This is a genomic window from Methylopila sp. Yamaguchi (assembly GCF_002897035.1).
Lineage (GTDB): Bacteria > Pseudomonadota > Alphaproteobacteria > Rhizobiales > Methylopilaceae > Methylopila.
In genome coordinates, this window is the sequence record NZ_BAUX01000015.1 from 23026 (window position 1) to 46242 (window position 23217).

24 protein-coding genes are annotated in these 23217 nt (G+C 68.6%); 12 read left to right on the forward strand and 12 right to left on the reverse strand.

Translation table 11 applies throughout. The annotated features are described in order from the left end of the window. Positions 1–19 precede the first annotated feature (19 nt). The 9 genes from ndk to fabD form a co-directional block, all read right to left on the reverse strand. On the reverse strand, positions 20–442 hold the full coding sequence (gene ndk, locus METY_RS16210) for a nucleoside-diphosphate kinase (RefSeq protein WP_103122430.1): 423 nt from the start codon (positions 440–442) through the stop codon (positions 20–22). Positions 443–679: 237 nt separating this feature from the next. Further along, positions 680–1438 (reverse strand): right-handed parallel beta-helix repeat-containing protein, encoded by a 759-nt coding sequence (locus METY_RS16215; RefSeq protein WP_103122431.1) that lies wholly within the window; start codon positions 1436–1438, stop codon positions 680–682. A 133-nt stretch (positions 1439–1571) separates the two neighbouring features. Then, complete coding sequence (gene gmk / locus METY_RS16220) at positions 1572–2225, reverse strand: guanylate kinase (protein WP_200819712.1); 654 nt, start codon at positions 2223–2225, stop codon at positions 1572–1574. 5 nt (positions 2226–2230) lie between these two features. Next, a complete protein-coding gene (locus tag METY_RS16225; RefSeq protein WP_103122433.1) occupies positions 2231–3121 on the reverse strand; it encodes a YicC/YloC family endoribonuclease in 891 nt (296 codons plus the stop codon). Between the two features lie 83 nt (positions 3122–3204). Next, on the reverse strand, positions 3205–4392 hold the full coding sequence (gene mltG, locus METY_RS16230) for an endolytic transglycosylase MltG (protein WP_244593698.1): 1188 nt from the start codon (positions 4390–4392) through the stop codon (positions 3205–3207). Between the two features lie 229 nt (positions 4393–4621). Continuing rightward, positions 4622–5887, reverse strand: coding sequence for a beta-ketoacyl-ACP synthase II (fabF, locus tag METY_RS16235; RefSeq protein WP_103122497.1), 1266 nt, complete (start codon positions 5885–5887; stop codon positions 4622–4624). A 67-nt stretch (positions 5888–5954) separates the two neighbouring features. After that, positions 5955–6197: an acyl carrier protein gene (locus tag METY_RS16240; protein WP_020185188.1), complete on the reverse strand. Its 243-nt coding sequence runs from the start codon at positions 6195–6197 to the stop codon at positions 5955–5957. A 270-nt stretch (positions 6198–6467) separates the two neighbouring features. Beyond that, on the reverse strand, positions 6468–7205 hold the full coding sequence (gene fabG, locus METY_RS16245; RefSeq protein ID WP_103122435.1) for a 3-oxoacyl-[acyl-carrier-protein] reductase: 738 nt from the start codon (positions 7203–7205) through the stop codon (positions 6468–6470). A 37-nt stretch (positions 7206–7242) separates the two neighbouring features. Then, positions 7243–8193 carry an ACP S-malonyltransferase gene (gene fabD / locus METY_RS16250; RefSeq protein ID WP_103122498.1) on the reverse strand — a complete coding sequence of 317 codons (951 nt, stop codon included), beginning with the start codon at positions 8191–8193 and terminating at the stop codon, positions 7243–7245. Positions 8194–8578: 385 nt separating this feature from the next. Here fabD and rpsF point away from each other — a divergent pair, with 385 nt between their 5' ends. The 12 genes from rpsF to METY_RS16310 all read left to right on the forward strand — a co-directional run bounded on the left by rpsF (position 8579) and on the right by METY_RS16310 (position 19309). After that, the gene (gene rpsF / locus METY_RS16255) at positions 8579–9058 is read left to right on the forward strand and encodes a 30S ribosomal protein S6 (RefSeq protein WP_020185185.1); all 480 of its coding nucleotides are present in this window, start codon (positions 8579–8581) and stop codon (positions 9056–9058) included. Then, positions 9058–9315 carry a 30S ribosomal protein S18 gene (gene rpsR / locus METY_RS16260; protein ID WP_103122436.1) on the forward strand — a complete coding sequence of 86 codons (258 nt, stop codon included), beginning with the start codon at positions 9058–9060 and terminating at the stop codon, positions 9313–9315. The genes rpsF and rpsR overlap by 1 nt, the downstream gene beginning before the upstream one ends. Before the next feature lie 176 nt (positions 9316–9491). Next, entirely contained in the window at positions 9492–10463 is a 972-nt protein-coding gene (locus tag METY_RS16265) for a DUF2232 domain-containing protein (protein WP_103122437.1), read from the forward strand. A 35-nt stretch (positions 10464–10498) separates the two neighbouring features. After that, positions 10499–11101 carry a 50S ribosomal protein L9 gene (gene rplI, locus METY_RS16270; RefSeq protein ID WP_103122438.1) on the forward strand — a complete coding sequence of 201 codons (603 nt, stop codon included), beginning with the start codon at positions 10499–10501 and terminating at the stop codon, positions 11099–11101. A 222-nt stretch (positions 11102–11323) separates the two neighbouring features. Continuing rightward, positions 11324–12814: a replicative DNA helicase gene (locus METY_RS16275; RefSeq protein WP_103122439.1), complete on the forward strand. Its 1491-nt coding sequence runs from the start codon at positions 11324–11326 to the stop codon at positions 12812–12814. Between the two features lie 19 nt (positions 12815–12833). Next, entirely contained in the window at positions 12834–13940 is a 1107-nt protein-coding gene (alr, locus tag METY_RS16280; RefSeq protein ID WP_103122440.1) for an alanine racemase, read from the forward strand. 65 nt (positions 13941–14005) lie between these two features. After that, positions 14006–14284 carry a type II toxin-antitoxin system ParD family antitoxin gene (locus METY_RS16285; protein ID WP_103122441.1) on the forward strand — a complete coding sequence of 93 codons (279 nt, stop codon included), beginning with the start codon at positions 14006–14008 and terminating at the stop codon, positions 14282–14284. Further along, positions 14281–14580, forward strand: a complete 300-nt coding sequence (locus tag METY_RS16290) for a type II toxin-antitoxin system RelE/ParE family toxin (protein WP_103122442.1) — start codon at positions 14281–14283, stop codon at positions 14578–14580. The genes METY_RS16285 and METY_RS16290 overlap by 4 nt, the downstream gene beginning before the upstream one ends. 4 nt (positions 14581–14584) lie before the next feature. Then, complete coding sequence (gene radA / locus METY_RS16295; protein ID WP_103122443.1) at positions 14585–16000, forward strand: DNA repair protein RadA; 1416 nt, start codon at positions 14585–14587, stop codon at positions 15998–16000. 89 nt (positions 16001–16089) lie between these two features. After that, complete coding sequence (locus METY_RS16300) at positions 16090–16758, forward strand: CvpA family protein (RefSeq protein WP_103122444.1); 669 nt, start codon at positions 16090–16092, stop codon at positions 16756–16758. Positions 16759–16824: 66 nt separating this feature from the next. After that, positions 16825–18312, forward strand: a complete 1488-nt coding sequence (gene purF, locus METY_RS16305) for an amidophosphoribosyltransferase (protein ID WP_103122445.1) — start codon at positions 16825–16827, stop codon at positions 18310–18312. A 250-nt stretch (positions 18313–18562) separates the two neighbouring features. After that, positions 18563–19309, forward strand: a complete 747-nt coding sequence (locus METY_RS16310) for an SDR family NAD(P)-dependent oxidoreductase (protein WP_103122446.1) — start codon at positions 18563–18565, stop codon at positions 19307–19309. A gap of 39 nt (positions 19310–19348) precedes the next feature. On the opposite strand, the gene METY_RS16315 is transcribed toward METY_RS16310, so the two are convergent. From METY_RS16315 to xoxF5, 3 genes are all read right to left on the reverse strand, one after another. Continuing rightward, positions 19349–19909 (reverse strand): PQQ-dependent catabolism-associated CXXCW motif protein, encoded by a 561-nt coding sequence (locus METY_RS16315; RefSeq protein WP_444849099.1) that lies wholly within the window; start codon positions 19907–19909, stop codon positions 19349–19351. Positions 19910–20028: 119 nt separating this feature from the next. Next, a complete protein-coding gene (locus METY_RS16320) occupies positions 20029–20892 on the reverse strand; it encodes a substrate-binding domain-containing protein (RefSeq protein WP_444849097.1) in 864 nt (287 codons plus the stop codon). A gap of 147 nt (positions 20893–21039) precedes the next feature. Beyond that, on the reverse strand, positions 21040–22848 hold the full coding sequence (gene xoxF5, locus METY_RS16325) for a lanthanide-dependent methanol dehydrogenase XoxF5 (RefSeq protein WP_103122447.1): 1809 nt from the start codon (positions 22846–22848) through the stop codon (positions 21040–21042). Between the last annotated feature and the right edge of the window lie 369 nt (positions 22849–23217).

The window sequence follows — 23217 nt, forward strand, 5'->3', positions numbered from 1 at the left end:
CAGTAGACTAAGGGCGGCGTCAGCCGACGATCTCTTCGTCCTTGAAGAAGTAGGCGATCTCCTCCTTCGCGGTCTCAGGCGCGTCGGAGCCGTGCACCGAGTTCGCCTCGATCGACTCGGCGAGGTCCTTGCGGATCGTGCCTTCGGCGGCGTTCGCGGGGTTGGTCGCGCCCATGACGTCGCGGTACGTCGCGACGGCGTTCTCGCCCTCGAGGACCTGAACCACCACCGGGCCGGAGATCATGAAGCTGACGAGGTCGTTGAAGAACGGCCGCTCCTTGTGGACCGCGTAGAAGCCTTCGGCCTGCTCCTTGGTGAGCTGCAGGCGCTTCTGGGCGACGACGCGCAGGCCCGCGGCCTCGATGTAGGACAGCACCTTGCCGGTGATGTTGCGACGGGTCGCATCGGGCTTGATGATGGAGAAGGTGCGCTCGAGAGCCATTGGATCGCCTCGTGGTCTGGAAGGATGCGCGCGAGCCCGGCCCGAAACCGGCCGCCCGCCGCGCGAGAAACTGCGGAAAACGCGCGGGCTTATAACGTGGCGAGGGCCGTGGCGGAAGGGTCTGCGGCTCGCAAGCGGCTCCGCTACCGGGCGTTTTCAAGGCCGAAACGACTGCGGCGGACCGCCGGTCCGCCGCTTTTCGTCCCGCTGATCGCGTCTCCGCGTCTTTCGGCGGCGCTACTTGCGCGCGATGGTCTGCGTGGGAGCCCCGCTTGAGATGACGTTGCCGCCGAACGAGACGGCCGTCGCGCCGCTCTTCACGACGAGGTCGGTCCCGTTGCGCAGGATGTTGTCGGCGAGCGTCACCTCGTTTCCGTTGCCGACCGCGGTGACGCCCCGGACGTTGCCTTCGATCAGGCTGCGGGACACGGCGACCTGATTTGTCCCCGCCGCCGCAGCGACCCGGACGCCGTCCGCGCTCCCCGTCAGGTACGACTCGTCGATCACCACGCGCGCTCCGTCGAGGCCCGACGCGAAGACGGCGTTGTCGCTGAAGTTCCGGATTGCGCATTTGCGGATCGTGAGCTTGCCGCTCCCGATCATCCGCACGCCGTTCAGGCCCGGCGAGAACGGCGTGTTCGCCAGTCCTTCGATCTCCAGCCCCTCCAGCAGGACTTCCGATCCGGCGGGGACGTTGACCGTGATCCCGTTCGAGGCGCTCAGGAGCACCCCGGCGTTGTGAGCCGAGATGATGCTGATCGACTTGGTGATGGTCACCGCGCCGAAGCCGCCGGGATCGAGCGTGTTGATCTCGCCGCCGACGGCGGTCTTCGAGATCGCGCCCGCGAAGGTCTTGCACGGCGCCGTGCGGCTGCACGGATTGACGTCGTCGCCGACGCCGGAAACCCAGGTACGCGTCGCCTGGGCGAAGGCCGACGGCGCCTGGAAGACCGCAGCGGCCGCCACGATCGCGAACAGGATTCCCCGAATGCACATTTTACGTCCCCCGACATGTAATGCGGAGGGCACTATGACCGAATTTCAGCCAAGAGCAGCAGCGGCGCGCTTAGACTTTAGAGCGACCTTACTTTCTCGTGGCAGCACAGCGGAACGCGCTGTCTGTTCGCTGTCAAACGGCCGCGAGGTCCTTCACAAGCTGCGCCGCCTCGTCCATTAGCCGCGGCTGCCGGACGCGGCGGATGCGTTCCGCCTGCAGGATGGCGCGCACCTTGTTGAGGCAGTCCTCGAAATCGGCGTTCACAACCACGTAGTCGTACTCGCCGACATGGTTGATCTCGACGGCGGCGTTGCGCAGCCGGCGGTCGATCACCTCGGCGGAGTCCTCGGCGCGCCGCTCGAGCCGCGAACGGAGCTCCTTGGCCGAGGGCGGCAGCACGAACACGGTCGCCACGTCGCTGCGCATCGCGCCGCAGATCTGCTGCGCTCCCTGCCAGTCGATGTCGAACAGCACGTCGCGCCCCTCGGCCAGCGCGGCCTCCACCGGCGCGCGCGGCGTGCCGTAGTAGTTGCCGTGGACCTCAGCCCACTCCAGCAGCTCGCCCTCGTCGCGCATCGCCTCGAACTCTCGCTGGCGGATGAAATGGTAGTGCACCCCGTCGGCCTCGCTCGCGCGCTTCGGCCGCGTCGTGGCGGAGATCGAAAGCGTGATCTCCTTGTCGGTGTCGAGCAGCGCGCGGGTAAGCGTCGATTTGCCGGCCCCCGAAGGTGACGACAAGATCAGCAGCACCCCTCGACGCGCGGGGCCGGTCTCCGAAGGCGCCATCTCGGTCACTCCACGTTCTGGACCTGCTCGCGGAACTGCTCCACGACGGCCTTGAGCTCGAGACCGATCGCCGTCAGGCTGCGGTCGTTGGACTTGGCCGACAGAGTGTTCGACTCGCGGCCGAACTCCTGGGCCAGGAAATCGAGCCGCCGACCGACTGCGACGCCCTCGCCGAGGAGCTGGCGAGCGGCCGCGACATGGGCGACGAGCCGGTCGATCTCCTCCCGCACGTCGGCGCGGGTCGCGATCAGCGCGGCCTCCTGGTGGAGCCGATCGGGATCGAGCGAGACGCCGGTCCCGAGCAACGCCTTGACCTGATCGGCGAGCTTCTTCGCCACCGCCTCAGGCCGCCGCGCAGGGCAGGCGTCGGCGCTCGCGGTCAGCGTTTCGATGGTCGCGAGACGCTCGGTAAGGATCGCCTCCAGCGCGGCGCCCTCCCCCGCGCGCGCCGCGACCAGGGCGTCGAGCGCGACGGAGAAATCAGCGAGCACAGCCGCCTCCAGCGCGGCGCGCTCCTCGACGTCGTCTTCGGGTTCGACGAACTCCACCACGCCCCGCTGGGCGAGCAGTCCGTCGATAGACACGGGAGCCGCGTCGGGCAGTCGCTCCGCGATCGCCCGCGCCGCCGCGACGACGGCCGCCAGCGCCTCCTCGTTCACGCGCGCGACGCCCGTCCGCGGGGGGCGGTCGACGGTGAGGGTCGCATGCACCGTCCCGCGATGCAGACGCGCGCCTGCCGCCTGCCGCGCGGCCGGCTCGATCGCGTCGAAGCCCGGCGGGGTCCGCAGCCGCAGGTCGAGGCCCTTGGCGTTGACGCTGCGGATCTCCCACGTCCAGCGCAGATCCCCGCGGCTTCCGGCGAGGCGCGCGAAGCCTGTCATGCTGGCGAGGGGCATGGATGGGTCCTCAAGGCTCGCGGCGCACGGCCGAAACGGTTCAGCGCCGCAGGTGTCGAAGGCGGGACGGCGGTCGGCCGACCTCAGCCGCCGCGCCGCCGCTCGGGACGGGCGGGGGGCGTCGAAGAGGCCGGCGCGGCGCTCGAAGGCGGGGTCTCGGCCGCCGCGTCGTCCGGCTCCGGCGCCGCCTCGTCCGGCGCCACGCGGTCGGCGGGAGCCCCGCGCGTCCGCTCGATCTGGCGCCACTTCTGGACGTTGCGGTTGTGCTCGACGAGCGTCCGGCCGAAGGCGTGCCCGCCGGCCCCGTCGGCGACGAAGTAGAGATCGCCGGTCTTGGCAGGCTGCGCCGCCGCCTCCAGCGCCTGGCGTCCGGGGTTCGCGATCGGACCTGCGGGCAGCCCCTTGACCACATAGGTGTTGTACGGCGTGCGCGACTGGATGTCGGTGCGCGTAAGGCTGCGCCCGAGGGTCGCCCGTCCGCCGACCAGGCCATAGACGATCGTGGGATCGGACTGGAGGCGCATGCCCTTGTTCAGCCGGTTGACGAACACAGCCGCAACCCGGGCGCGCTCTTCGGCGACGCCGGTCTCGCGCTCCACCAGAGAGGCGAGGGTGACGAGGTCCGCCGGCGTCTTGACAGGCACGGCTGGGTCGCGCTCGCGCCACACGCGCTCTAGCAACTCCTTCTGCTCCTGCTGCATCCTCGAGACGAGCTGCGCGCGGGACATGCCCCGCGTGTAGCGGTAGGTCTCCGGCAGGAGCGAGCCCTCCGGCGGAATCTCGCGGACGTCGCCCGTCAAAAGGGGCGCCTCTCGCAAGCGTTCGACGATCTGCAGGCTGGTGAGGCCTTCCGGGATCGTTAGCGCGTGCTCGATCGCCTTGCCGGAGACGAGGATCTCCATCGCCTCGCGCATCGAGACGCCGGCGGGGAAGCCGTACTCGCCGTACCGCAGCTTGTCGTTGTTACGATAAAGCCGGACGCCGATCTCGAACACCTTGGGGTGGTCAATGACCCCGGCGCGCGCGAGCTGGTCGGAGATCTCGGAGACGCCCTGGTTGCGCGGGATCAGGACCGACGTTTCCTGCGCGAGCGGCCCCGGCTGATCGAACATCACCTTGCCGTAGTAAAACGCGCCGCCCGCCGCGAGCGCGAGGAGGCTCAGGAAGGTGAATATACCGCTGAGATAGCCGACCACGGCGCTGTGCCGCCGGCGCGCGCGCTTCTTCGCAGGCGGCGGAGGCGGCGGGGTCTCGGGCCCTTTGGACGCCACGCGACGGTCCGCGGGGGTCGCCTCGGACTGCGCCGCCAGGGCCGGCGCGGCCGGTCTGGGCTGCGACGTCGGGGTCACGGGCGTAACCGGAACGGGACGCTTGTTTTCGGGAGCCGTGCCCTCGTCCGTCAACGCGGCCCTCCAGGCCTTGCGGGCGGCTCGCGCGCCGCCGTGGATCGTCCGTTCGACGCCACTCTAGGCGCGAATGTGGCGAATCTCGCCCCGTTGTTCAGGCGTGATGGCGGCGGAACACCAGCGACGCGTTGGTGCCGCCGAACCCGAACGAGTTCGAGAGCGCCACCTCGATCGGCAACGGCTTCGCCGTCCTGGGAACGAGATCGATCGCGGTTTCGACGGAGGGGTCTTCGAGATTGAGCGTCGGCGGCGCGATCTGGTCGCGGATCGCCAGCAGCGAGAAGATCGCCTCGACCGAGCCTGCGGCGCCGAGCAAATGCCCGATCGCGGATTTGGTCGAGGACATCGTCATCTCGGACGCGGCGTTGCCGACGAGGCGGGTGACGGCGCCGAGCTCGATCTCGTCGCCGAGCGGCGTCGAGGTTCCGTGGGCGTTGATGTAGTCGACCTCTCCCGGCGAAACGCCGGCGCGCTTCAGCGCGGCCTTCATGCAGCGATAGGCGCCGTCGCCGTCGAGCGAGGGCGAGGTGATGTGATAGGCGTCGCCCGACAGGCCGTAGCCGATCACTTCGCCGTAGATCTTGGCCCCGCGCGCCTTGGCGTGCTCGTACTCCTCGAGCACGACCACGCCGGCGCCTTCGCCCATGACGAAGCCGTCGCGGGCGCGGTCGTAGGGCCGCGAGCCGCGCTCCGGCTCGTCGTTAAACGAGGTCGACAGCGCGCGGCACGCCGAGAAGCCGGCGACCGCGAGGCGGCAGACCGGCGACTCCGTGCCGCCCGCGACCATCACGTCCGCGTCGCCCAGCGCGATGAGCCTGGCGGCGTCGCCAATGGCGTGCGCGCCGGTGGAGCACGCCGTGACGACTGCGTGGTTCGGACCTTTCAGCCCATGCTTGATCGACACATGGCCGGAGGCCAGGTTGATCAGGCGGCCGGGGATGAAGAACGGAGACAGACGGCGCGGGCCCTTGTCGCGAAGGACGTGGGACGCCTCCTCGATGCCCTGGAGGCCGCCGATGCCGGAGCCGATCAGAACGCCGGTCGCATAACGCTCGTCGTCCGTCTCCGGCTTCCAGCCGCTGTCGGCGAGAGCCTGATCGGCGGCGGCGACGGCGAAGACGATGAAATCGTCGACCTTGCGCTGCTCCTTGGGCTCCATCCAGTCGTCGGCGTTGAACGTCCCGTCGGACCCGTCGCCCCGCGGAATGATGCCGGCAATCCGCGCGGGGAGGTCGTCCACCTGGAACTGGTCGATCTTCCGGACGCCGCTTTCGCCCGCCAGAAGACGCTTCCAGACCGTTTCGACGCCCGACCCGAGCGGGGTCACAAGACCCATGCCCGTGACGACGACGCGCCTCATGCCGTCGCTCACAGGAACTGCTTTCCGTTCACCATGCCACCCGCCGGTCGCCGATCATCGAGCAGGATCAAGCCTGCGCGGCGTTCTTCTCAAGGAACTTGGTAGCGTCGCCGACCGTCAGGATGGTCTCGGCGGCGTCGTCCGGAATCTCGCAGCCGAACTCTTCCTCGAAGGCCATCACCAGCTCGACGGTGTCGAGGCTGTCAGCGCCGAGGTCGTCGATGAAGCTCGCGTTCTCGGTGACCTTGTCGGCGTCGACGCCGAGATGCTCGATCACGATCTTCTTCACGCGTTCGGCAATGTCGCTCATCTACGTAATCCTTCGATGGTTCTCGTTCGGAAGATCGTCTCGCCGGAACATTGCGCCCGACGATCTCGTCTTGAGGCGCGAATCTTCCGAGAGGGCTTTTTGAAGGCGGAAGGCGGTTCCGGCAATCCCTTTTCGTCGTGGCTCGAACGGTGTTGGGGATCCCGCAGTTCCGTGTCGTTCCAGACGCCCCCACAAAGGACCGGCGTCTGGTATCATGTCGCATGGCCGCACGCCAGTCGCGGGGCGGGCCGCGTCCCCGGAAGGGACGGCTCAGACCATGGCGATGCCGCCGTTGACCTGCAGCGTGTGGCCGGTGACGTAGGAGGCCTCGTCGCTCGCGAGATAGACCGCGGCCGCCGCGATCTCCGCGCCCTGGCCGAAACGGCCGAGCGGAATGTGGGCGAGCGAAGCTTCCTTCTGCTTGTCGTTCAGCGCGTCGGTCATCGGGCTCTCGATGAAGCCCGGGGCGATGCAGTTCACGGTAATGCCACGGCTTGCGACCTCGGCCGCCAGCGACTTGGTCATGCCGATCAGGCCGGCCTTCGAGGCCGCGTAGTTGCCCTGCCCCGGATTGCCGGTGACGCCGACGACCGAAGTGATGCCGATCAACCGGCCGCGGCGGCGCTTCATCATGCCCTTGACGGCCGCACGGTACAGCCGGAAGCCCGCGGTGAGATTCACCGCGATCACGTCCGCCCACTCGTCGTCCTTCATCCGGAGGAACAGGTTGTCGCGCGTGATGCCCGCGTTGTGGACGACGACGTCGAGACCGCCGAGCGCGGCCTCGGCCTGGCCTGGAAGCGCGTCGACGGCAGCGCCGTCCTTCAGGTCAGCGGGCAGCACGTGGGCGCGCTCGCCCAGCTCGGCGGCCAGAGCCTCCAGCGCCTCCCGGCGGGTGCCCGACAGCGCGACGGCCGCGCCCTGGGCGTGCAGCGCCCTGGCGATGGCGCCGCCGATGCCGCCGGTCGCGCCCGTGACGAGCGCCGTGCGCCCGGTGAGATCGAACATGAGCCTTATCCTCTGCCGTTCGACGGACGAGTTGAAATCACGCGAACGCGCCGTCGCTCTTGAGACGCGCCACGTCCTCGGGGGCCCCGACGGATTCGCCCGTCGCGCCCTCCGCGTTGCGCTTGACGAGACCGGCCAGCACCTTGCCGGCGCCGATCTCGATGAAACGGGTAACGCCGGCGCTTCCCATAAAGCCGACCGACTCGCGCCAACGGACGGCGCCGGTGACCTGTTCGATCAGGCGCTTGCGGATGTCTTCCGGGTCGTTCAGCGGGCTCGCGGTGACGTTCGCGACCAGGGGCGCCTTGGGAGCGGAGATCTTCACGCCCGCCAGCGCCTCAGCCATGACGTCGGCGGCGGGCTGCATCAAGGCGCAGTGGAACGGCGCCGAGACCGGGAGCAGCACTGCGCGCTTGGCGCCGCGCGTCTTGGCGATGGCGATGGCGCGCTCCACCGCGGCCTTCGCGCCGGAGACGACCACCTGTCCCGGCGCGTTGTCGTTCGCGGCCTGGCAGACCTCGCCCTCCGCCGCCTCGGCCGCGACGGCGCGCGCCGCCTCGAGGTCGAGGCCCAGGAGCGCCGCCATGGCGCCGGCGCCGACAGGAACGGCCTTCTGCATGGCGTCGCCGCGCGTCCGCAGCAGCCGGGCCGCGTCCGCGATCGTCAGGCTGCCGGCCGCCGCAAGCGCGGAATACTCGCCGAGCGAATGGCCCGCCACGAAAGCTGCGTGGCGCGACACGTCGAGGCCCGCCTCGGCTTCCAGCACGCGCATAGCCGCGAGGCTCACCGCCATCAGCGCGGGCTGAGCGTTGGACGTCAGCATGAGCGCGTCGTCCGGCCCGTCGAAGATCACGGTCGAAAGCGACTCGCCCAGCGCTGCGTCAACCTCCTCGAACACCGCGCGGGCCGGCGCGAAGCTGTCGGCCAGCGCGCGGCCCATGCCGACCTGCTGGCTTCCCTGCCCGGGGAAGATCAACGCTATGCTCACGGGGGCGATCCTTGTCGTGTTTTTCTTGGTCGCGGCGTGCAAAGCAGGCCTTGGGCGGAAGTGTCAAGGCGGCGGGGGCGCCCCGATCGTCAAGGTTGACGGCTCAATTCCAAGGAGAAGGTCCCGCCGCGGCGCCTGGCATGGCCGGCGCGCCCGCTGATCCTTGCGTCCGCGCGGCCAATCCACTATAGGGCGCGCTTCGCGTCGTTCGGCTGGGGGCTGAACGGAGAGGTTTTGGGCGTGCCCGTCGTTTAGGCCCGCCCGACCAGGATCGCAGGATCCGATCTCCCGTGTCTCCGCCTTCGAGAATTCGTTCGGGCCTTCGCGGGCTCGGAGGGCTTCGCGCCGGACGGCAGTCGTTCACTGGAAGAAGGTTCGTACCCTCATGCCGCTTTACGAACACGTTTTCCTGGCGCGCCAGGACGTGACGTCGCAGCAGGTCGAGGCTCTCATCGAACAGTACAAGGCCGTGCTCGAAGGGCTCGGCGGTCAGGTCAAGAAGACCGAGTACTGGGGCGTGAAGCCGCTCGCCTACCGCATCAAGAAGAACCGCAAGGCCCACTACACGCTGCTCAACATCGACGCGCCCGCCGCGGCAGTGGCCGAGCTTGAGCGCCAGCAGGGCATCAGCGAAGACATCCTCCGCATCCTGACCCTAAAGGTCGAAGAGCTCGAGGAAGGCCCGTCGGCCATGCTGCAGCGTCGCGACCGCGACGACCGCGACGACCGCCCCCGCGGCGGCGGCCGTGACGGCGAGCGCGGCGGCTTCCGTCGCGACCGTGAAGGCGGCGGCGAGCGTCCGGGCGGCGGCGGTTTCCGCCGCGATCGTGAAGAGCGCGCTCCGCGCAGCGAAGGGGCTGAGTGATGGCGACCACCGTTCCGTCGGCCGGCGGCCAGCAGCGCCGCCCGTTCTTCCGCCGTCGCAAGACCTGCCCGTTCTCCGGCGCCGGCGCGCCGAAGATCGACCACAAGGACGTGCGTCTGCTGCAGCGCTACATCTCCGAGCGCGGCAAGATCGTGCCCTCGCGCATCACGGCGGTCTCCGCCAAGAAGCAGCGTGAGCTCGCCCGCGCCATCAAGCGCGCGCGCTTCCTCGGCCTGCTGCCCTACGTCATCAAGTGAGATCCGGCGGGCGGCGCTGAGCCGCCCGCCTCTTACGTCATCCCGGACGCCACTGTGCGGCGGTCCGGGACGACGACGCATTCCCAAGGCGCGCGTCTCCGGACGGCGCCGTTGGGCGGGGGTTAAGACCTCGCCCTAACCGCTCCGAACGCCGGGGCGGGACAGCAGGACGACCGATGACCAACGCGCCGCTTTTCCTGATAGGCCTCGGAGCCGGACTCGCGTCCGCGCTGCTCTACGCGTCGGCCGCGTCGGGATCGCCGCTGGCGGTCTTCCTGTTCTATGTCGCCCCGCTTCCGATCCTCCTCGCAGGCCTTGGCTGGCGTCACCACGCCGGGCTGATCGGCGCGGCCGTCGCCGCAATCGCCCTGTTTCTCGGGGCCAGCGCATCGGCCGCCGCGCTCCACGCCGTCGGCGTCGGGCTGCCCGCCTGGTGGCTCGCCTATCTCTCCTTGCTCGCCCGTCCGGGCGCCGACGGCGCCGCGACCGAATGGTATCCAATCGGCCGCCTCGTGCTCTGGTGCGCCGTCCTCGGCGCCGCCCTGGTCGCGCTGTCGGTTCCGCTGGTCGCCTCCTCTCTCGAGGAGTACCGCGCGGCGCTGAGGGCGCTGTTCGAGGAGCTGTTCCGCGAGCGGCCTGGAGCGCCTCCGCTTCCCGCGCCGGAGAACCGAGAGGCTCTGATCGCCCTCCTGACGGCGGCGCTCCCGATCATGGCGGCTGCGCTCTGGACGGTGTCCTCGGTCTTCAACCTGTGGCTCGCCGGGCGGATCACCCGCGCGTCGGGCCGACTCGTGCGGCCCTGGCCGCAGATCTCGGCGATGACCTATCCCCGCACGGCGGATCTCGCCTTTCTCGGGGCCTCGGCCGCTTCGCTTCTGCCGGGCCTCGTCGGCTTGGTCGCGGAGCTCTTCGCCGCAACCTTCCTCGTCGCTTTCGCCATGCTCGGCCTAGCGGTGGTCCACGTGACCACCCGCGCCGTGCCGACGCGTGGCCTCATCCTCTTCGGCGTCTACGCGCTGCTGCTGATCCAGCCCTGGGTCGGCGTCTTCCTCGCCGTGCTCGGCGTGGCGGAGCAGACGATCGGCGTCCGCAAGCGCTTCGGCCCGCCGCCGGGGTCCCCGCCCACGGCGACCGCCCCCCTGCCCTGACCGATCCAACCCCTCACTCGTCTTAGGAGACCACCATGCAAGTCATTCTGCTCGAGCGCATCGCCCGTCTGGGCCAGATGGGCGATGAAGTCCGCGTCAAGGACGGCTACGCCCGCAACTTCCTGCTGCCGAACCACAAAGCGCTCCGCGCCAACGAGGCCAACCGTAAGAAGTTCGAAGGCCAGCGCGCCCAGCTCGAGGCCCGCAATCTCGAGCTCAAGCAGGAGGCCGAATCGGTCGGCGAGAAGCTCGACGGCGCGTCGGTCGTGCTCGTCCGCCAGGCCGGCGAGACCGGCCAGCTCTACGGGTCGGTGTCGGCCCGCGACGTCGCCGAAGCGCTGACCAAGGCGAGCTTCAGCGTCGCGCGCAACCAGGTCGTGCTCAACACCCCAATCAAGACGATCGGCATCCACACCGTACCGGTGCGCCTGCACCCCGAGGTCGAGGTGTCCGTCTCGGTCAACGTCGCCCGCTCCGAGGCCGAGGCCGAGCGCCAGGTCCAGGGCGAGGATCTGACGGTCCGCGAGGAAGGCCCGGCGTTCGAGACCTTCTCCGAGGATGACGACGACGACCGTCGCGGCCGCCGCAATCGCGACGACGAGGACGGTGAGCGCGACGGCGACGACGAGGCGCGCTGAGCGCTCTTCGCTTCCGACCTGATCTGCGGACGCCCGGCCTCAGCGCCGGGCGTTTTCGTTGGGGCCGGACGAAAGCACGCCGCCGAGTCAACCGACTCGGGCGCCTCAATAATTCCGCTTGTGTGAATCGGGCACGACGGCAGGTTTCCGGACGCGACGATCCCGCTTCGTTCTCGTCGTGTTAAGGTCTGTGAAACCAGCCGCAGCCGAAGACACCTCCGCATGGCCCAATCCGATTCTCTCGCCCGTCGCCTGATGGACCCGGAGCCCGCCTACCGGCAGGCGCCGTCGAACGTCGAGGCGGAGCAGGCGCTGCTGGGCGCTCTGCTCGTGAACAACGACGCCTTCTGGCGCGTATCCGACTTTCTGGAGCCTGGCCATTTCCACGAGGGCCTGCACCAGCGCATCTACGAGATCGTCACCAGCCTCGTCCGCGCCGGCAAGTCCGCGACTCCGGTCACCATCAAGACCTTCCTGCCGCAGGACCTCGACCTCGGCGGCATGACGACGCCGCAGTACCTCGCGCGGCTGGCGGCGGAGGCGACGACCGTCATCAACGCCGAGGACTACGGGCGCTCGATCTACGATCTCGCCATCCGCCGCTCGCTGATCGGCATCGGAGAGGAGCTCGTGAACGAGGCCTTCGACGCCGGCGTCGACGCCACCCCGCGCGACCAGATCGAGCAGGCCGAGCGCAGGCTGTTCGCGCTCGCCGAAACCGGCCGCTACGACGGCGGCTTCCAGCCGTTCGCCCAGGCGCTCGCGACCGCGGTCGACATGGCGGCGGCCGCCTACAAGCGCGACGGCGGCCTTTCGGGCGTCGCGACCGGGCTGACCGACCTCGACCGGCTGATGGGCGGCCTGCAGGCCTCCGACCTCATCATCCTCGCCGGCCGCCCCGCGATGGGCAAAACCTCGCTCGTCACCAACATCGCCTACAACGTGGCGAGCGCCTACCAGGGCGAACTGCAGCCCGACGGGCGCATGAAGACGGTCAACGGCGGCGTCGTCGGCTTCTTCTCGCTGGAGATGTCGGCCGAGCAGCTCGCGACCCGCATCATCGCCGAGCAGGCCTCGATCTCGTCGTCCAAGATCCGCCGCGGCGACATCCTGGAGAGCGACTTCTTCAAGCTGACCGAAGCCGTCGCCGAGATGCAGCGGGTGCCGCTGTTCATCGACGAGACCGGCGGCCTGTCGATCGCCCAGCTCGCGGCCCGCGCGCGTCGGCTCAAGCGCTCGAAGGGCCTGGACCTGATGGTCGTCGACTACCTCCAGCTGCTGTCCGGCTCGGCCAAGAAAGGCGACAACCGGGTGCAGGAGATGACGGAGATCACGACCGGCATGAAGGCGCTCGCCAAGGAGCTGAACGTGCCGATCATCGCGCTGTCGCAGCTCTCCCGCCAGGTCGAGACCCGCGAAGACAAGCGCCCGCAGCTGTCGGACCTGCGCGAATCCGGCTCGATCGAGCAGGACGCCGACGTCGTGCTGTTCGTCTTCCGCGAGGAGTATTACGTCAAGAACAAGAAGCCTCGCGAAGGCACGCCCGAGTTCGACCAGTGGATGTCGGAGATGGAGAACGTGGCCGGCAAAGCCGAGGTCATCATCGGCAAGCAGCGCCACGGCCCGACCGGCTCGGTGCTCCTGCAGTTCGAGGCGGAGTTCACGCGCTTCGGCAACCTGGCCCAGCTCGATCATCTGCCGGACCAGATGTGAACCGTTCAGGCGACGCGTGATGAGCGACTCCTTCGCAGGCGGCCGGCTGACCATCGATCTCGGCGCGCTCGCCGCCAACTGGAGTTATCTCGCCCGGCTCGACCCCACCTCCGAATGCGCCGCCGTGGTGAAGGCCGACGCCTATGGCCTCGGCATCGCGAAAGCCGCGCCGGCGCTGGCGCGTGCGGGCGCCAAGACCTTCTTCGTCGCGCACCTGTCCGAGGCGCGGGCGGTGCGCGACGCCGTTCCGAACGCCACGATCTACGTCCTGAACGGCCTGCCGCCCGGCGCCTCCGACGCCTTCGCCGCCATCGACGCGCGGCCCGTGCTGGGCTGCGTGGACGAGATCCTTGAGTGGGCGGCCTTCCGGGCCGCGAGTGGAGCGCGAGGCCAGGCCGCGGTCCACGTGGACACCGGGATGACGCGGCTCGGCCTCGACCCGGATCAGGCGCGCGACCTGCTGCCCCGCCTGCCCTTCACGCCGGCTCTGCTGATGAGCCACCTCGCCTGCGCCGACGAGCCGCTGCGGCCCGAGACCGAGCGCCAGCGCGCCTTGTTCGCCGCGCTCCGCGCGCAAGCGCCGGGCGTTCCGGCCAGCCTCGCGAATTCTGCGGGGACGCTTCTGAAGGAGACGGACGGCGGGGGGCTTGGCTTTGATCTCAGACGGCCGGGCGTCGCGCTCTATGGAGCCAATCCGATCGACGGGCGGCCCGCGGCGCTTCGGTCCGTGGTGCGGCTCGAGGCGCGCGTGGCCCAGGTGCGGGAGGCGCCCGCCGGCGCCGTGGTCGGCTACGGCGGGGCGGAGCGCCTTCGTCGCCGCACCAAGCTGGCGATCGTGTCGGTCGGCTACGCTGACGGCGTTCTTCGCGCCGGCGGCTCGGAGGACGGTTCCCCCGGCGCCGCGGCGGCCGTCGGCGGCGTGCCCTGCCCCTATGTGGGCCGGATCTCGATGGACCTCATCGCGATCGACGTCACCGACGCGCCGGAAACGGTCGCCCGCGGCGGGTGGGTCGAGATCCTCGGGGACACGATCGGCGTCGACGCTCTCGCCCGCGCCTGCGGCACGATCGGCTACGAGGTGCTGACGGGACTCGGGCGGCGGCACGACCGCCGGTTCATGGGCTGAGCTCTAAGATTGAACGCGACGAGGCCTGCGTTTATTATCAACAGGTGATAATGAGGGATTAGGTCATGCCACCCAGCTACGCGCTCGGCGACCACTTCGAGGCCCTCGTTCGGAGCCTGGTCGCCTCCGGACGCTACAACAACGCCAGCGAAGTGGTGCGCGCGGGGCTCCGGTTTCTCGAAGACCATGAAGCGACGCTCCGCGCCCGTCAGGCGGCGCTGGAAGCGTCCTTCGAGGACGCTCTGGCGGACGTCGAGGCGGGGCATACTCTCACCGAGCAAGAGGTCCGCGCGAACATCGATCGGCGCCATGAGGCGATGGCTCGGGTCCATGCACGTAGATGAACGTCAGGTTTTCGCGTCAGGCGAACCGGGACCTCGAGGACGCCTATCTCTTTCACGCCGAACGCGATCCTGACCTTGCGCGGAGCCTCCTCGACAACGTGATCTCCGCTGCTCTTTCCGTCCCGACCTTTCCCGATCGCGGCTCGCCCCAGCCCAACGCGGCGGGGCGGCCGCTCCGGCGGCTAATCGAAAAAGGCCACGTGATCGTCTACGTCGTCGACGACAACGGGGTGATTGTTCTTCGGGTCGCTCATGGCGCTCGTGACCTCGACGCCCTGCTTGCGGAGTTCAACTGACCTCATGGCCCGCCCAAAACCCTCCTTCGTCTGCCAGGCCTGCGGCGCGGTGTCATCGCGTTGGCAGGGGAAGTGCGAGGCCTGCGGGGCCTGGAACGCAATCGTCGAGGAGGCCGCCGCCGCGCCGCTGCCCGGCGGCGGGTCGTCAACCGCCGCGCGCGCGCTCGGCAAAGGCCGGGTCATCGTGCTCGAGGGCCTGTCCGGCGCGACCGACGAAGCGCCGCGCCTCGTGTCGGGCCTCGGCGAACTGGACCGCGTCACCGGCGGCGGCTTCGTGCACGGCTCGGTACTGCTGCTCGGCGGCGAGCCCGGCATCGGCAAGTCTACGCTGCTGCTCCAGGCGAGCGCGGCGCTCTCGAACGCGGGACATCGCGTCGTCTACGTCTCCGGCGAAGAGGCGCCGGCGCAGGTGCGGATGCGCGCCCAGAGGCTCGGCCTGCACGGGGCGCCCGTCGCGCTCGCGGCCGAAACCAACGTCGAGGACATACTCGCGACCCTGAAGAACGGCGAGACGCCGAAGCTCGTCATCATCGACTCGATCCAGACGCTCTGGACCGGCCAGGTCGAATCCGCGCCGGGCACGGTCACCCAGGTGCGGGCGGCGGCGCAGGCGATGATCCGCTACGCCAAGACCACGGGCGCCTGCGTCATCCTCGTCGGCCACGTCACTAAGGACGGTCAGATCGCCGGCCCTCGCGTCGTCGAGCACATGGTCGACGCCGTGCTCTCGTTCGAAGGGGATTCCGGCCGCGACTTCCGCATTCTCCGCGCTCAGAAGAACCGCTTCGGCCCGACGGACGAGATCGGCGTCTTCGCCATGACCGGCGACGGGCTGGAGGAGGTGACGAATCCCTCCGCCCTGTTCCTCGGAGATCGGGAGCCCGACGCGCCCGGCACCGCGGTCCTTGCGGGGCTCGAAGGCTCCCGCCCCATCCTCGTAGAGATCCAGGCCCTAGTCGTGCCGACCAGCCTCGGCACGCCGCGGCGGGCGGTCGTCGGTTGGGACGGGCCGCGCCTCGCCATGGTGCTCGCCGTGCTGGAGGCCCGCTGCGGCGTCCGGCTCGGCAGCCATGACGTGCACCTTGCGGTCGCGGGCGGGATGCGGGTGCAGGAGCCGGCCGCCGACCTCGCCGTCGCGGCCGCTCTCGTGTCCTCGTTGATGGGGACCGCGCTGCCGGTCGACGCGGTGTTCTTCGGCGAGATCGGGCTCACCGGCGCGGTGCGGCCGGTGTCTCACTCCGGACCGCGGCTGCGGGAGGCGGCGCGCTTGGGCTTCACCCGCGCCGTCCTGCCGGCCGCCGCCGCCGAAGCCGCGACCGACGCGGGCGTCTCGCCGATCGCCGTTCCCGCGCTCGACGCGCTCGTGGCCCGCTTGGCCGCACGGGCTGATGCGCAGCAAGGTCGCATCAAAGGCGCGTGACGCGGCAAGGTGCGCGCTGTATAGAGAGCGCGCGCCCCGCCCGAAGGTGGTATCCCGCACATGATTCCGAGTCAGGCTCGATCGCGTAGATGACAATCACCCTGCTCGACGTCGTGCTGATCGCCGTGATGCTGATCTCGGCGGGTCTGGCCATGGTGCGCGGCGTCACGCGCGAAGTGCTGGCGATCGCCTCTTGGGTCGCAGCCACCGCCGCTACGATCTACTTCTTCGAGCCGGCTCGGACGCTCGCTCGCGAGCACATCAAATTCAATCCGCCGCAGATCGCCGACGTCGTCGCCGCCGGCGGGATTTTCGTCGTCACTCTCCTCGTCGTGTCCTTCATCACAATGAAGATCTCCGACGCGATCCTCGACAGCCGTATCGGTCCGCTCGACCGGACGCTTGGCTTCGTCTTCGGCGCGGCCCGCGGGCTGCTGCTGGTGGTGATCGCATTCCTGTTCTTCACTTGGCTCGTGCCCGAGAAGGGTCAGCCGGAGTGGTTCCGCACCGCGGGATCGAAGCCCATCCTGCAGAGCGCGGGAGACCAGCTTCTCGCGCTGTTGCCGGACGATCCCGAGAGCACCATCTTGCAGAAACTGAAGCGGCGCGACGGCGAAGGCGGCGACGCGGCGAATCCCGCCGCGCCCGCCACACCGGATTCGGCGCCGCCGGCGGACGACGGCCCGGGAGGGCCGAGCACTCAGGATCGGCAGGGGTTGCAGAACCTGCTCGACAGGAACGGCCGCCCGAGCCAGTGACGCTCGCGCGCGGTTCGCGCGGCCGGATGCGAGAGGCGACAGTACCGCCTCAGGGAGACGAACGTCATGACCGTTTCTGAGCCTTCTCAGGCGCCGAACGTCGTGGAAGACTGGTTCGACCTCGAGTCCGACCGTCTCCATGAAGAGTGCGGCGTCTTCGGCGTCTTCGGGCATCCCGAAGCCGCCGCCCTTACGGCGCTCGGCCTGCACGCGCTGCAGCACCGGGGCCAGGAGGCCGCGGGCATCGTCTCCTACGACAACAAGCGCTTCCATGCGGAAAAGCGCCTTGGTCTGGTGGGCGACCACTTTTCCGACGCCGAGGTTATCCGCCGCCTCCCCGGCCGCGCCGCCATCGGCCACAACCGCTATTCAACGACCGGCGAGACCATCCTCCGGAACGTCCAGCCGCTGTTCGCGGAGTTGGACGCGGGCGGGCTCGCGGTCGCTCACAACGGCAACCTGACGAACGCGCTGACGCTGCGCCGGGAACTGGTGAAGGCCGGCGCCATCTGCCAGTCGACCTCGGACACCGAGGTGATCCTCCATCTAATCGCGCAGAGCCGGCGGCCGCGGATCATGGACCGCTTCGTCAACGCGCTGCGCGAGATCGAAGGCGCCTATGCGCTCGTCGCGCTCTCGACCAAGAAGATGATCGGCGCGCGCGACCCTCTCGGCATCCGCCCGCTGATCCTGGGCGAGCTTGACGGCTGCTACATCCTGACGTCCGAGACCTGCGCGCTCGACATCATCGGCGCGAAGTACATCCGCGACGTCGAGAACGGCGAAGTGGTGGTCATCACCGACGAGGGCGTGCAGTCTCTGCGCCCCTTCCCGCCGCAACGGATGCAGCCCTGCATCTTCGAGTTCGTGTACTTCGCCCGGCCGGACTCGATCGTGCAGGGCCAGTCGGTCTACGAGGTGCGGAAGCGCATGGGCATCGAGCTCGCGCGCGAATCGGCGCCGGACGCCGACGTCATCGTGCCGATCCCGGATTCCGGCGTGCCTTCGGCGCTTGGCTTCAGCCGTGAATGCGGCGTTCCGTTCGAGCTCGGCATCATCCGCAACCACTACGTCGGCCGGACCTTCATCCAGCCGACCCAGGGCGTGCGCGAGCTCGGCGTCCGCATGAAGCACAGCGCGAACCGCAGCCAGATCGAGGGCAAGCGCATCGTGCTCGTGGACGACAGCCTCGTGCGCGGCACGACCTCGAAGAAGATCGTCAAGATGATGCGCGACGCGGGCGCGAAGGAGGTGCACTTCCGTCTTGCCTGCCCGCCGATCCTCTACTCCGACTACTATGGCATCGACACGCCGGAGCGTGAGAAGCTGCTGGCCGCGACCCACAGCCTCGAACAGATGCGCGAGCTGATCGGCGCCGACTCCCTCGCCTTCCTGTCGGTCGAGGGCCTCTACCGCGCGATGGGCTACGACGGCCGCGACGACCTGCGCCCGCAGTTCGCCGACCACTGCTTCACCGGCGACTACCCGACGCCGCTGACCGACCGCACCGGCGAGCACCCCCGCCAGCTGTCTCTGATCGCCGAAGCGAGCTGAGACGGGGTCTCCGCCTCACCCGACCGCGCTGTCGTCCTCCGGCTTGACCGGAGGACCCACTTCGGACGTGAAGATCGACGTCGATGGCGGATGGTGCGGTCAAGCCGGACCGTCGGCTGGGGGTGACGCGTCGTCCGCGGGAGGGCCGCGCGGGTTCTCTTCACGGTCGACCTGCGGTAAGTGACCCACCCTAAGTCCGGACGCGAACTCGCGGCTCGGGCTCGCCCGCTCCCGATCGGACCGACAGCTCATGAGTGAAAAGCCCCTCGCCGGCCGCGTCGCGGTGGTCACCGGAGCGTCCCGCGGCATCGGCTACGCGACGGCGCTCGCGCTGGCGGAGGCCGGCGCCCACGTCGTGGCTACGGCGCGCACGCAGGGCGGTCTCGAGGAGCTTGACGACGCGATCAAGGCCGTCGGCGGCCAGACGACGCTGGCCCCCTTCCCGATCGACGATTTCGACGCCATCGACCGGCTTGGCGGCGCGCTGTACCAGCGCTTTGGGAAGCTCGACGCGCTGGTGGCGAACGCGGGACAGCTCGGTCCGCTCACTCCGCTCGGTCATGTCGAGCCGAAGGACTGGGACAAGATCATCGCGGTGAACCTGACCGCGAACTGGCGGCTGATCCGCTCGCTGGATCCGCTTCTGCGGGCCTCGGACGCCGGCCGCGCCGTGTTCCTGAGCTCGGGCGTCGTGCACAAGGACCGCGCCTATTGGGGTCCCTACGCCGTCACAAAGGCCGGCGTCGAGGCGCTGGCCCGGTCCTACGCCGCCGAGACCCGCACCAATACGCCAGTGAAGGTGACGCTCGTGAACCCCGGGCCGCTGCGCACCAAGATGCGCGCGAGCGCCATGCCGAGCGAAGACCCCGCGACCCTGCGCACGCCGGCGGAACTCGCGCCCAAGATCGTCGCGCTTTGCCTGCCGAGCTTCGCCGAGACCGGAAAACTGTATGATTTTCCGACCGACACCCTGCAGAGTTTTCACGCGCCGGCGTGACCTCCGCCTCCCGCTGAAAACCCCTGAGGCTGAAGCCGTCTACCGCGCACCCGCCGGGGGCGTGTCGAGCCGGTAAGGCGTGGCCGGCTCGAGCGGCAGCTCCGCGGCTTCCCAGCCGTCGGTTCCCTCGGGATACCAACCGACGCGCTGATAACCCCACTCCATCGCCCGCTTGGCGGCGTTCCATGACATCCAGCAGGCGGCCCGGCAGTAGAAGGCGATCGGCTTCGCCTTGTCGCCGCCGGTGAGGGCCGTCAGGCTGTCCGCGAAGAACCGGCTCATGTCGGGAGAAAGCTTGCCGTAGCCCACGTTCACCAGCCAGGGCGTGCCTGGGATGTGGTCGCGGGCGTGGTCGCGCCAGATCGTGCCCGCCGGCAGGTTCGCGGGCTTCTCCGGACGGGGCATGACGTCGATCAACAGCACGGATTTGTCCCGCCAGGCCGCCTCGGCCGCCGCCGTGTCGAGCACGCGCGCGCCCGCCAGAGTCGCGGGCGTCGGGCTGCGGTAGCCGTCCATCTTGTAGTCCGGCGGCTCAGGCGGCGTCGGACCGGCGACCGCATCCTCAGCAGGCGCTGCGACGGCGGGCGACGTCCACCCCAGCCCCGCTAGACACCACAGGGCGAAGCCCGCGATGGCGAGGCGGAGCCCAACGCGCCTGACTCGCCCCGCCGCCGCGGCGTTGCGCGACGCCTGAACCACGCCGCGCACGCCGGCCCGCCTCACCGCGCCACTGTGATCGGCTTGTCCTGCTCGTCGAGCAGCGGCACGCCGTAATCGAGCAAGATCTTGTTGATCTCGTTCTGGTTCTTGGCGATGAACTCGTTCAATCGGTGCTTCCAGTTCAGCTCGTTCGGCCGGATGCCCATCGTGATGCGATAGGTCATCGGCGGCTGCCCGGGCTCCTTCACCAGCGGCACGACGTTGTACTTGCCCTCGCCTTTCACGGTCGCGAAGTAGCCCCCGATCGGACCCCAGAGTATCCCGCCGTCGATTTCGCCGGCGTCGATGTCGCGCAGCATCTGCTCGGCAGGCGAGTCGAAACGCCGATCCACCATCAGAGAATAAGGACGGGCGCGGAGGATGAGACCGTCGCGGACCATGTGGCTCGCGGGAGCCGTGCCGGCGATGACGCCAAGGCGGGTGTCCTTCACCTTGGGATCGGTCAGCGTGTCGACGCCGTCGAGCGCCCCGCCCTTCTTGGAGATCAGCACCCACGCCGATTTGAAATAGGGGTTCGTGTTGAGCACGGGATCGCCGGCGGCGACGTAGCCCATCACGACGTCGCAGCGCTTGCTGCCAAGCGTCATGCGGTAGAAGCCGGTAGCCTGCGGGAACCACGTGTAGTCGACCGGCACGCCAAGATCCTTCGCGAGCAGTTCGGCCAGCTTGTTCTCAAAGCCCTCGCCCTTTTCGTTCGACAGCGGCATGTCCGCCGGATCGGCGCAGACGCGGAGCGTCGCGCGGTTGACGAGGTCGGAGGTCTGGGCCGCGGCGGGCCCGCTCAGGCCGGCCGCGAGGGCTGCGGCGGCGAGGCTTAAGCTGAGAAACGACATCGCGACACGACGTCGACCGAAAGACTCCATGAGGCGCATCCTTCCGCTGCGCGCCGTATTCGGCGCCAGTCTTTATGATCTTCTTAAGCTCAGCTCCAAATACGGAAGAGCCCGGCCACTGGATCAACCAATGGCCGGGCCCCCGATTTTTAGTACGACGTGAAGTCGTCCGTCAGCTTACGAGTTCGGCAGCTTGAACACCGTCAGCTGGCCGCCGAGGGCGGTGTACTGGGCGAGAGCGGCGTAACCGCCGACCGCGCCGAGGCCGTCCGTCGAGTTGGTCAGACCAGCCGCGAGGCCGATGCCGGCCCAGCCGCCGACGCCCGAGAGCACCGCAACGTACTGCTGGCCCTTGTGCTCGTAGGTCATGACGTTGCCGATGATGCCGGACGGGGTCTTGAACTTATACAGTTCCTTGCCCGACTTGGCGTCGACAGCCTTCAGGTAGCCTTCGAGCGTGCCGTAGAACACCACGCCGCCAGCGGTGGCGAGAGCGCCGGACCACACGGAGAACTGCTCCTTGTTGGACCAAACGATCTTACCCTTCTTGCCGTCCCAGGCGATGAAGTTGCCCATGCCGCCATGGCTGTTCGGGGCAGCGTACATCGAGAGGGTCGCGCCGACGTAGGGCTGGCCGGCGGTGTACGAGACCTGGAAGGGCTCGTAGTCCATGCAGACGTGGTTGGTCGGGACGTAGAACAGCTCGGTCTCCGGCGAGTACGCCGCAGGCTGCTGGTCCTTGGTGCCGAGAGCCGCCGGGCAGATGCCCTGCGAGTTCACGTCTTCGCCGTTCTGCTCGGTCGAGTACTTGGCGACGACGAGCGGACGGCCGTAGGTCTTGGACGACTTGTCCATGTCGACCTTCGTCGCCCAGTTCACGACCGGGTCGTACTTCTCGGCGACCAGCAGCTCGCCCGTGGCGCGGTCCAGCGTGTAGCCGAAGCCGTTACGGTCGAAGTGCGTCAGGAGCGGGCGCTCCTTGCCGTCGATCTTCTGATCCGTGAGGATCATCTCGTTGATGCCGTCGAAGTCCCACTCGTCGTGGGGCGTCATCTGGTAGACCCACTTCGCCACGCCGGTGTCGGCGTCACGAGCGAACACGGTCATCGACCACTTGTTGTCGCCGGGGCGCTGCTTCGGGTTCCAGGTCGAGGGGTTGCCCGTACCGTAGTACACGAGGTTCAGCTTCGGATCGTAGGAGTACCAGCCCCAGGTGGAGCCGCCGCCGATCTTCCACTGGTCGCCCTGCCAAGTCTTCAGCGAGCTGTCCTTGCCGACAGGCTTGCCGTGCTCGGTGGTCTTCTCCGGGTCGATGAGCATCTCCGAGTCCGGGCCCATCGAGTAGCCGCGCCAAACGAGCTTGCCGTCGGCGATGTTGTAGGCCGTGACGGAGCCGCGCACGCCGAACTCGCCGCCGGAGATGCCGACGATGACCTTGTCCTTGACCGGGAGAACGGTCGCGGTGTTGGTCTCGCCCTTCTTCGGGTCGCCGTTGACGACCGACCACACCTTCTTGCCCGACTTGGCGTCGAGCGCCACGAGCGTGGTGTCAGCCTGGTGCAGCAGGATCTTGCCGTCGGCGTAGGCCAGGCCACGGTTCACCGTGTCGCAGCACATCACCGGAATGACGTTCGGATCCTGCTTCGGCTCGTACTTCCAGATGATGCGGCCGTTGTCGTTCAGGTCGAGCGCGAACACGTTGTTCGGGAACGGCGTGTGGACATACATGATGTCGCCGATCACGAGCGGACCACCTTCGTGGCCGCGGAGCACGCCGGTCGAGAAGGTCCAGGCCACCTGGAGCTTATCGACGTTCTTCGCGTTGATCTGATCGAGCTTGGAATAGCGGGTGTTGGCGTAGTCGCCCGTCTGGATGCCCCACTGCTTGGGATCCTTGAGGATCGTTGAGACGCTGTCGTTGGCCAGCGCCGGCAGTGCCATAGCGACGGTGCCCAGCAGGCCCGCCGCGATCGCGACATTGCGCATTCGTATTCTCCCTCTTTAACGCAGTCCTTAGGCAGCCGCAGTTTTTACTGCAGCGTAATCTTTATTATTGGACTTGCGCCTTCCTCATCGTGTCACGGCCCGTCGGGATTTTATCCTCGACATTGTCGCCTCGAGGGTCACCCCCGGACTAGACCTACGAACCGCCTTCGCCCCTAGAGGCTCTAGCGTTGAAGCTGAAGACTGCGGGGACCCTAGAACGCTTCCCTAGGGCGCGCAACAGGACTTTAAGATATAAGAGCATTATTATGATTTTGCTGCGCATGCGAACTTATTATAGTGCGTCGCAGTAACGCCAGCTCGTCCTAAATCGCGAAAGCTTCTAAGATTGCGGGCCGGCAGTCCGCGGTC

Excerpts from the sequence above, each read along its gene's own strand:
- METY_RS16285 (WP_103122441.1), top strand. The coding sequence starts at position 14,006 with ATGCCACCCAGCTACGCGCTCGGCGACCACTTCGAGGCCCTCGTTCGG.
- fabG (WP_103122435.1), bottom strand. The coding sequence starts at position 7,205 with ATGTTCGATCTCACCGGGCGCACGGCGCTCGTCACGGGCGCGACCGGC.
- METY_RS16320 (WP_444849097.1), bottom strand. The coding sequence starts at position 20,892 with ATGGAGTCTTTCGGTCGACGTCGTGTCGCGATGTCGTTTCTCAGCTTA.
- METY_RS16240 (WP_020185188.1), bottom strand. The coding sequence starts at position 6,197 with ATGAGCGACATTGCCGAACGCGTGAAGAAGATCGTGATCGAGCATCTC.
- METY_RS16300 (WP_103122444.1), top strand. The coding sequence starts at position 16,090 with ATGACAATCACCCTGCTCGACGTCGTGCTGATCGCCGTGATGCTGATC.
- fabF (WP_103122497.1), bottom strand. The coding sequence starts at position 5,887 with ATGAGGCGCGTCGTCGTCACGGGCATGGGTCTTGTGACCCCGCTCGGG.
- METY_RS16310 (WP_103122446.1), top strand. The coding sequence starts at position 18,563 with ATGAGTGAAAAGCCCCTCGCCGGCCGCGTCGCGGTGGTCACCGGAGCG.
- gmk (WP_200819712.1), bottom strand. The coding sequence starts at position 2,225 with ATGGCGCCTTCGGAGACCGGCCCCGCGCGTCGAGGGGTGCTGCTGATC.
- radA (WP_103122443.1), top strand. The coding sequence starts at position 14,585 with ATGGCCCGCCCAAAACCCTCCTTCGTCTGCCAGGCCTGCGGCGCGGTG.
- xoxF5 (WP_103122447.1), bottom strand. The coding sequence starts at position 22,848 with ATGCGCAATGTCGCGATCGCGGCGGGCCTGCTGGGCACCGTCGCTATG.
- METY_RS16290 (WP_103122442.1), top strand. The coding sequence starts at position 14,281 with ATGAACGTCAGGTTTTCGCGTCAGGCGAACCGGGACCTCGAGGACGCC.
- ndk (WP_103122430.1), bottom strand. The coding sequence starts at position 442 with ATGGCTCTCGAGCGCACCTTCTCCATCATCAAGCCCGATGCGACCCGT.
- purF (WP_103122445.1), top strand. The coding sequence starts at position 16,825 with ATGACCGTTTCTGAGCCTTCTCAGGCGCCGAACGTCGTGGAAGACTGG.
- alr (WP_103122440.1), top strand. The coding sequence starts at position 12,834 with ATGAGCGACTCCTTCGCAGGCGGCCGGCTGACCATCGATCTCGGCGCG.
- rpsF (WP_020185185.1), top strand. The coding sequence starts at position 8,579 with ATGCCGCTTTACGAACACGTTTTCCTGGCGCGCCAGGACGTGACGTCG.
- rplI (WP_103122438.1), top strand. The coding sequence starts at position 10,499 with ATGCAAGTCATTCTGCTCGAGCGCATCGCCCGTCTGGGCCAGATGGGC.
- METY_RS16275 (WP_103122439.1), top strand. The coding sequence starts at position 11,324 with ATGGCCCAATCCGATTCTCTCGCCCGTCGCCTGATGGACCCGGAGCCC.
- METY_RS16215 (WP_103122431.1), bottom strand. The coding sequence starts at position 1,438 with ATGTGCATTCGGGGAATCCTGTTCGCGATCGTGGCGGCCGCTGCGGTC.
- METY_RS16265 (WP_103122437.1), top strand. The coding sequence starts at position 9,492 with ATGACCAACGCGCCGCTTTTCCTGATAGGCCTCGGAGCCGGACTCGCG.
- rpsR (WP_103122436.1), top strand. The coding sequence starts at position 9,058 with ATGGCGACCACCGTTCCGTCGGCCGGCGGCCAGCAGCGCCGCCCGTTC.
- METY_RS16225 (WP_103122433.1), bottom strand. The coding sequence starts at position 3,121 with ATGCCCCTCGCCAGCATGACAGGCTTCGCGCGCCTCGCCGGAAGCCGC.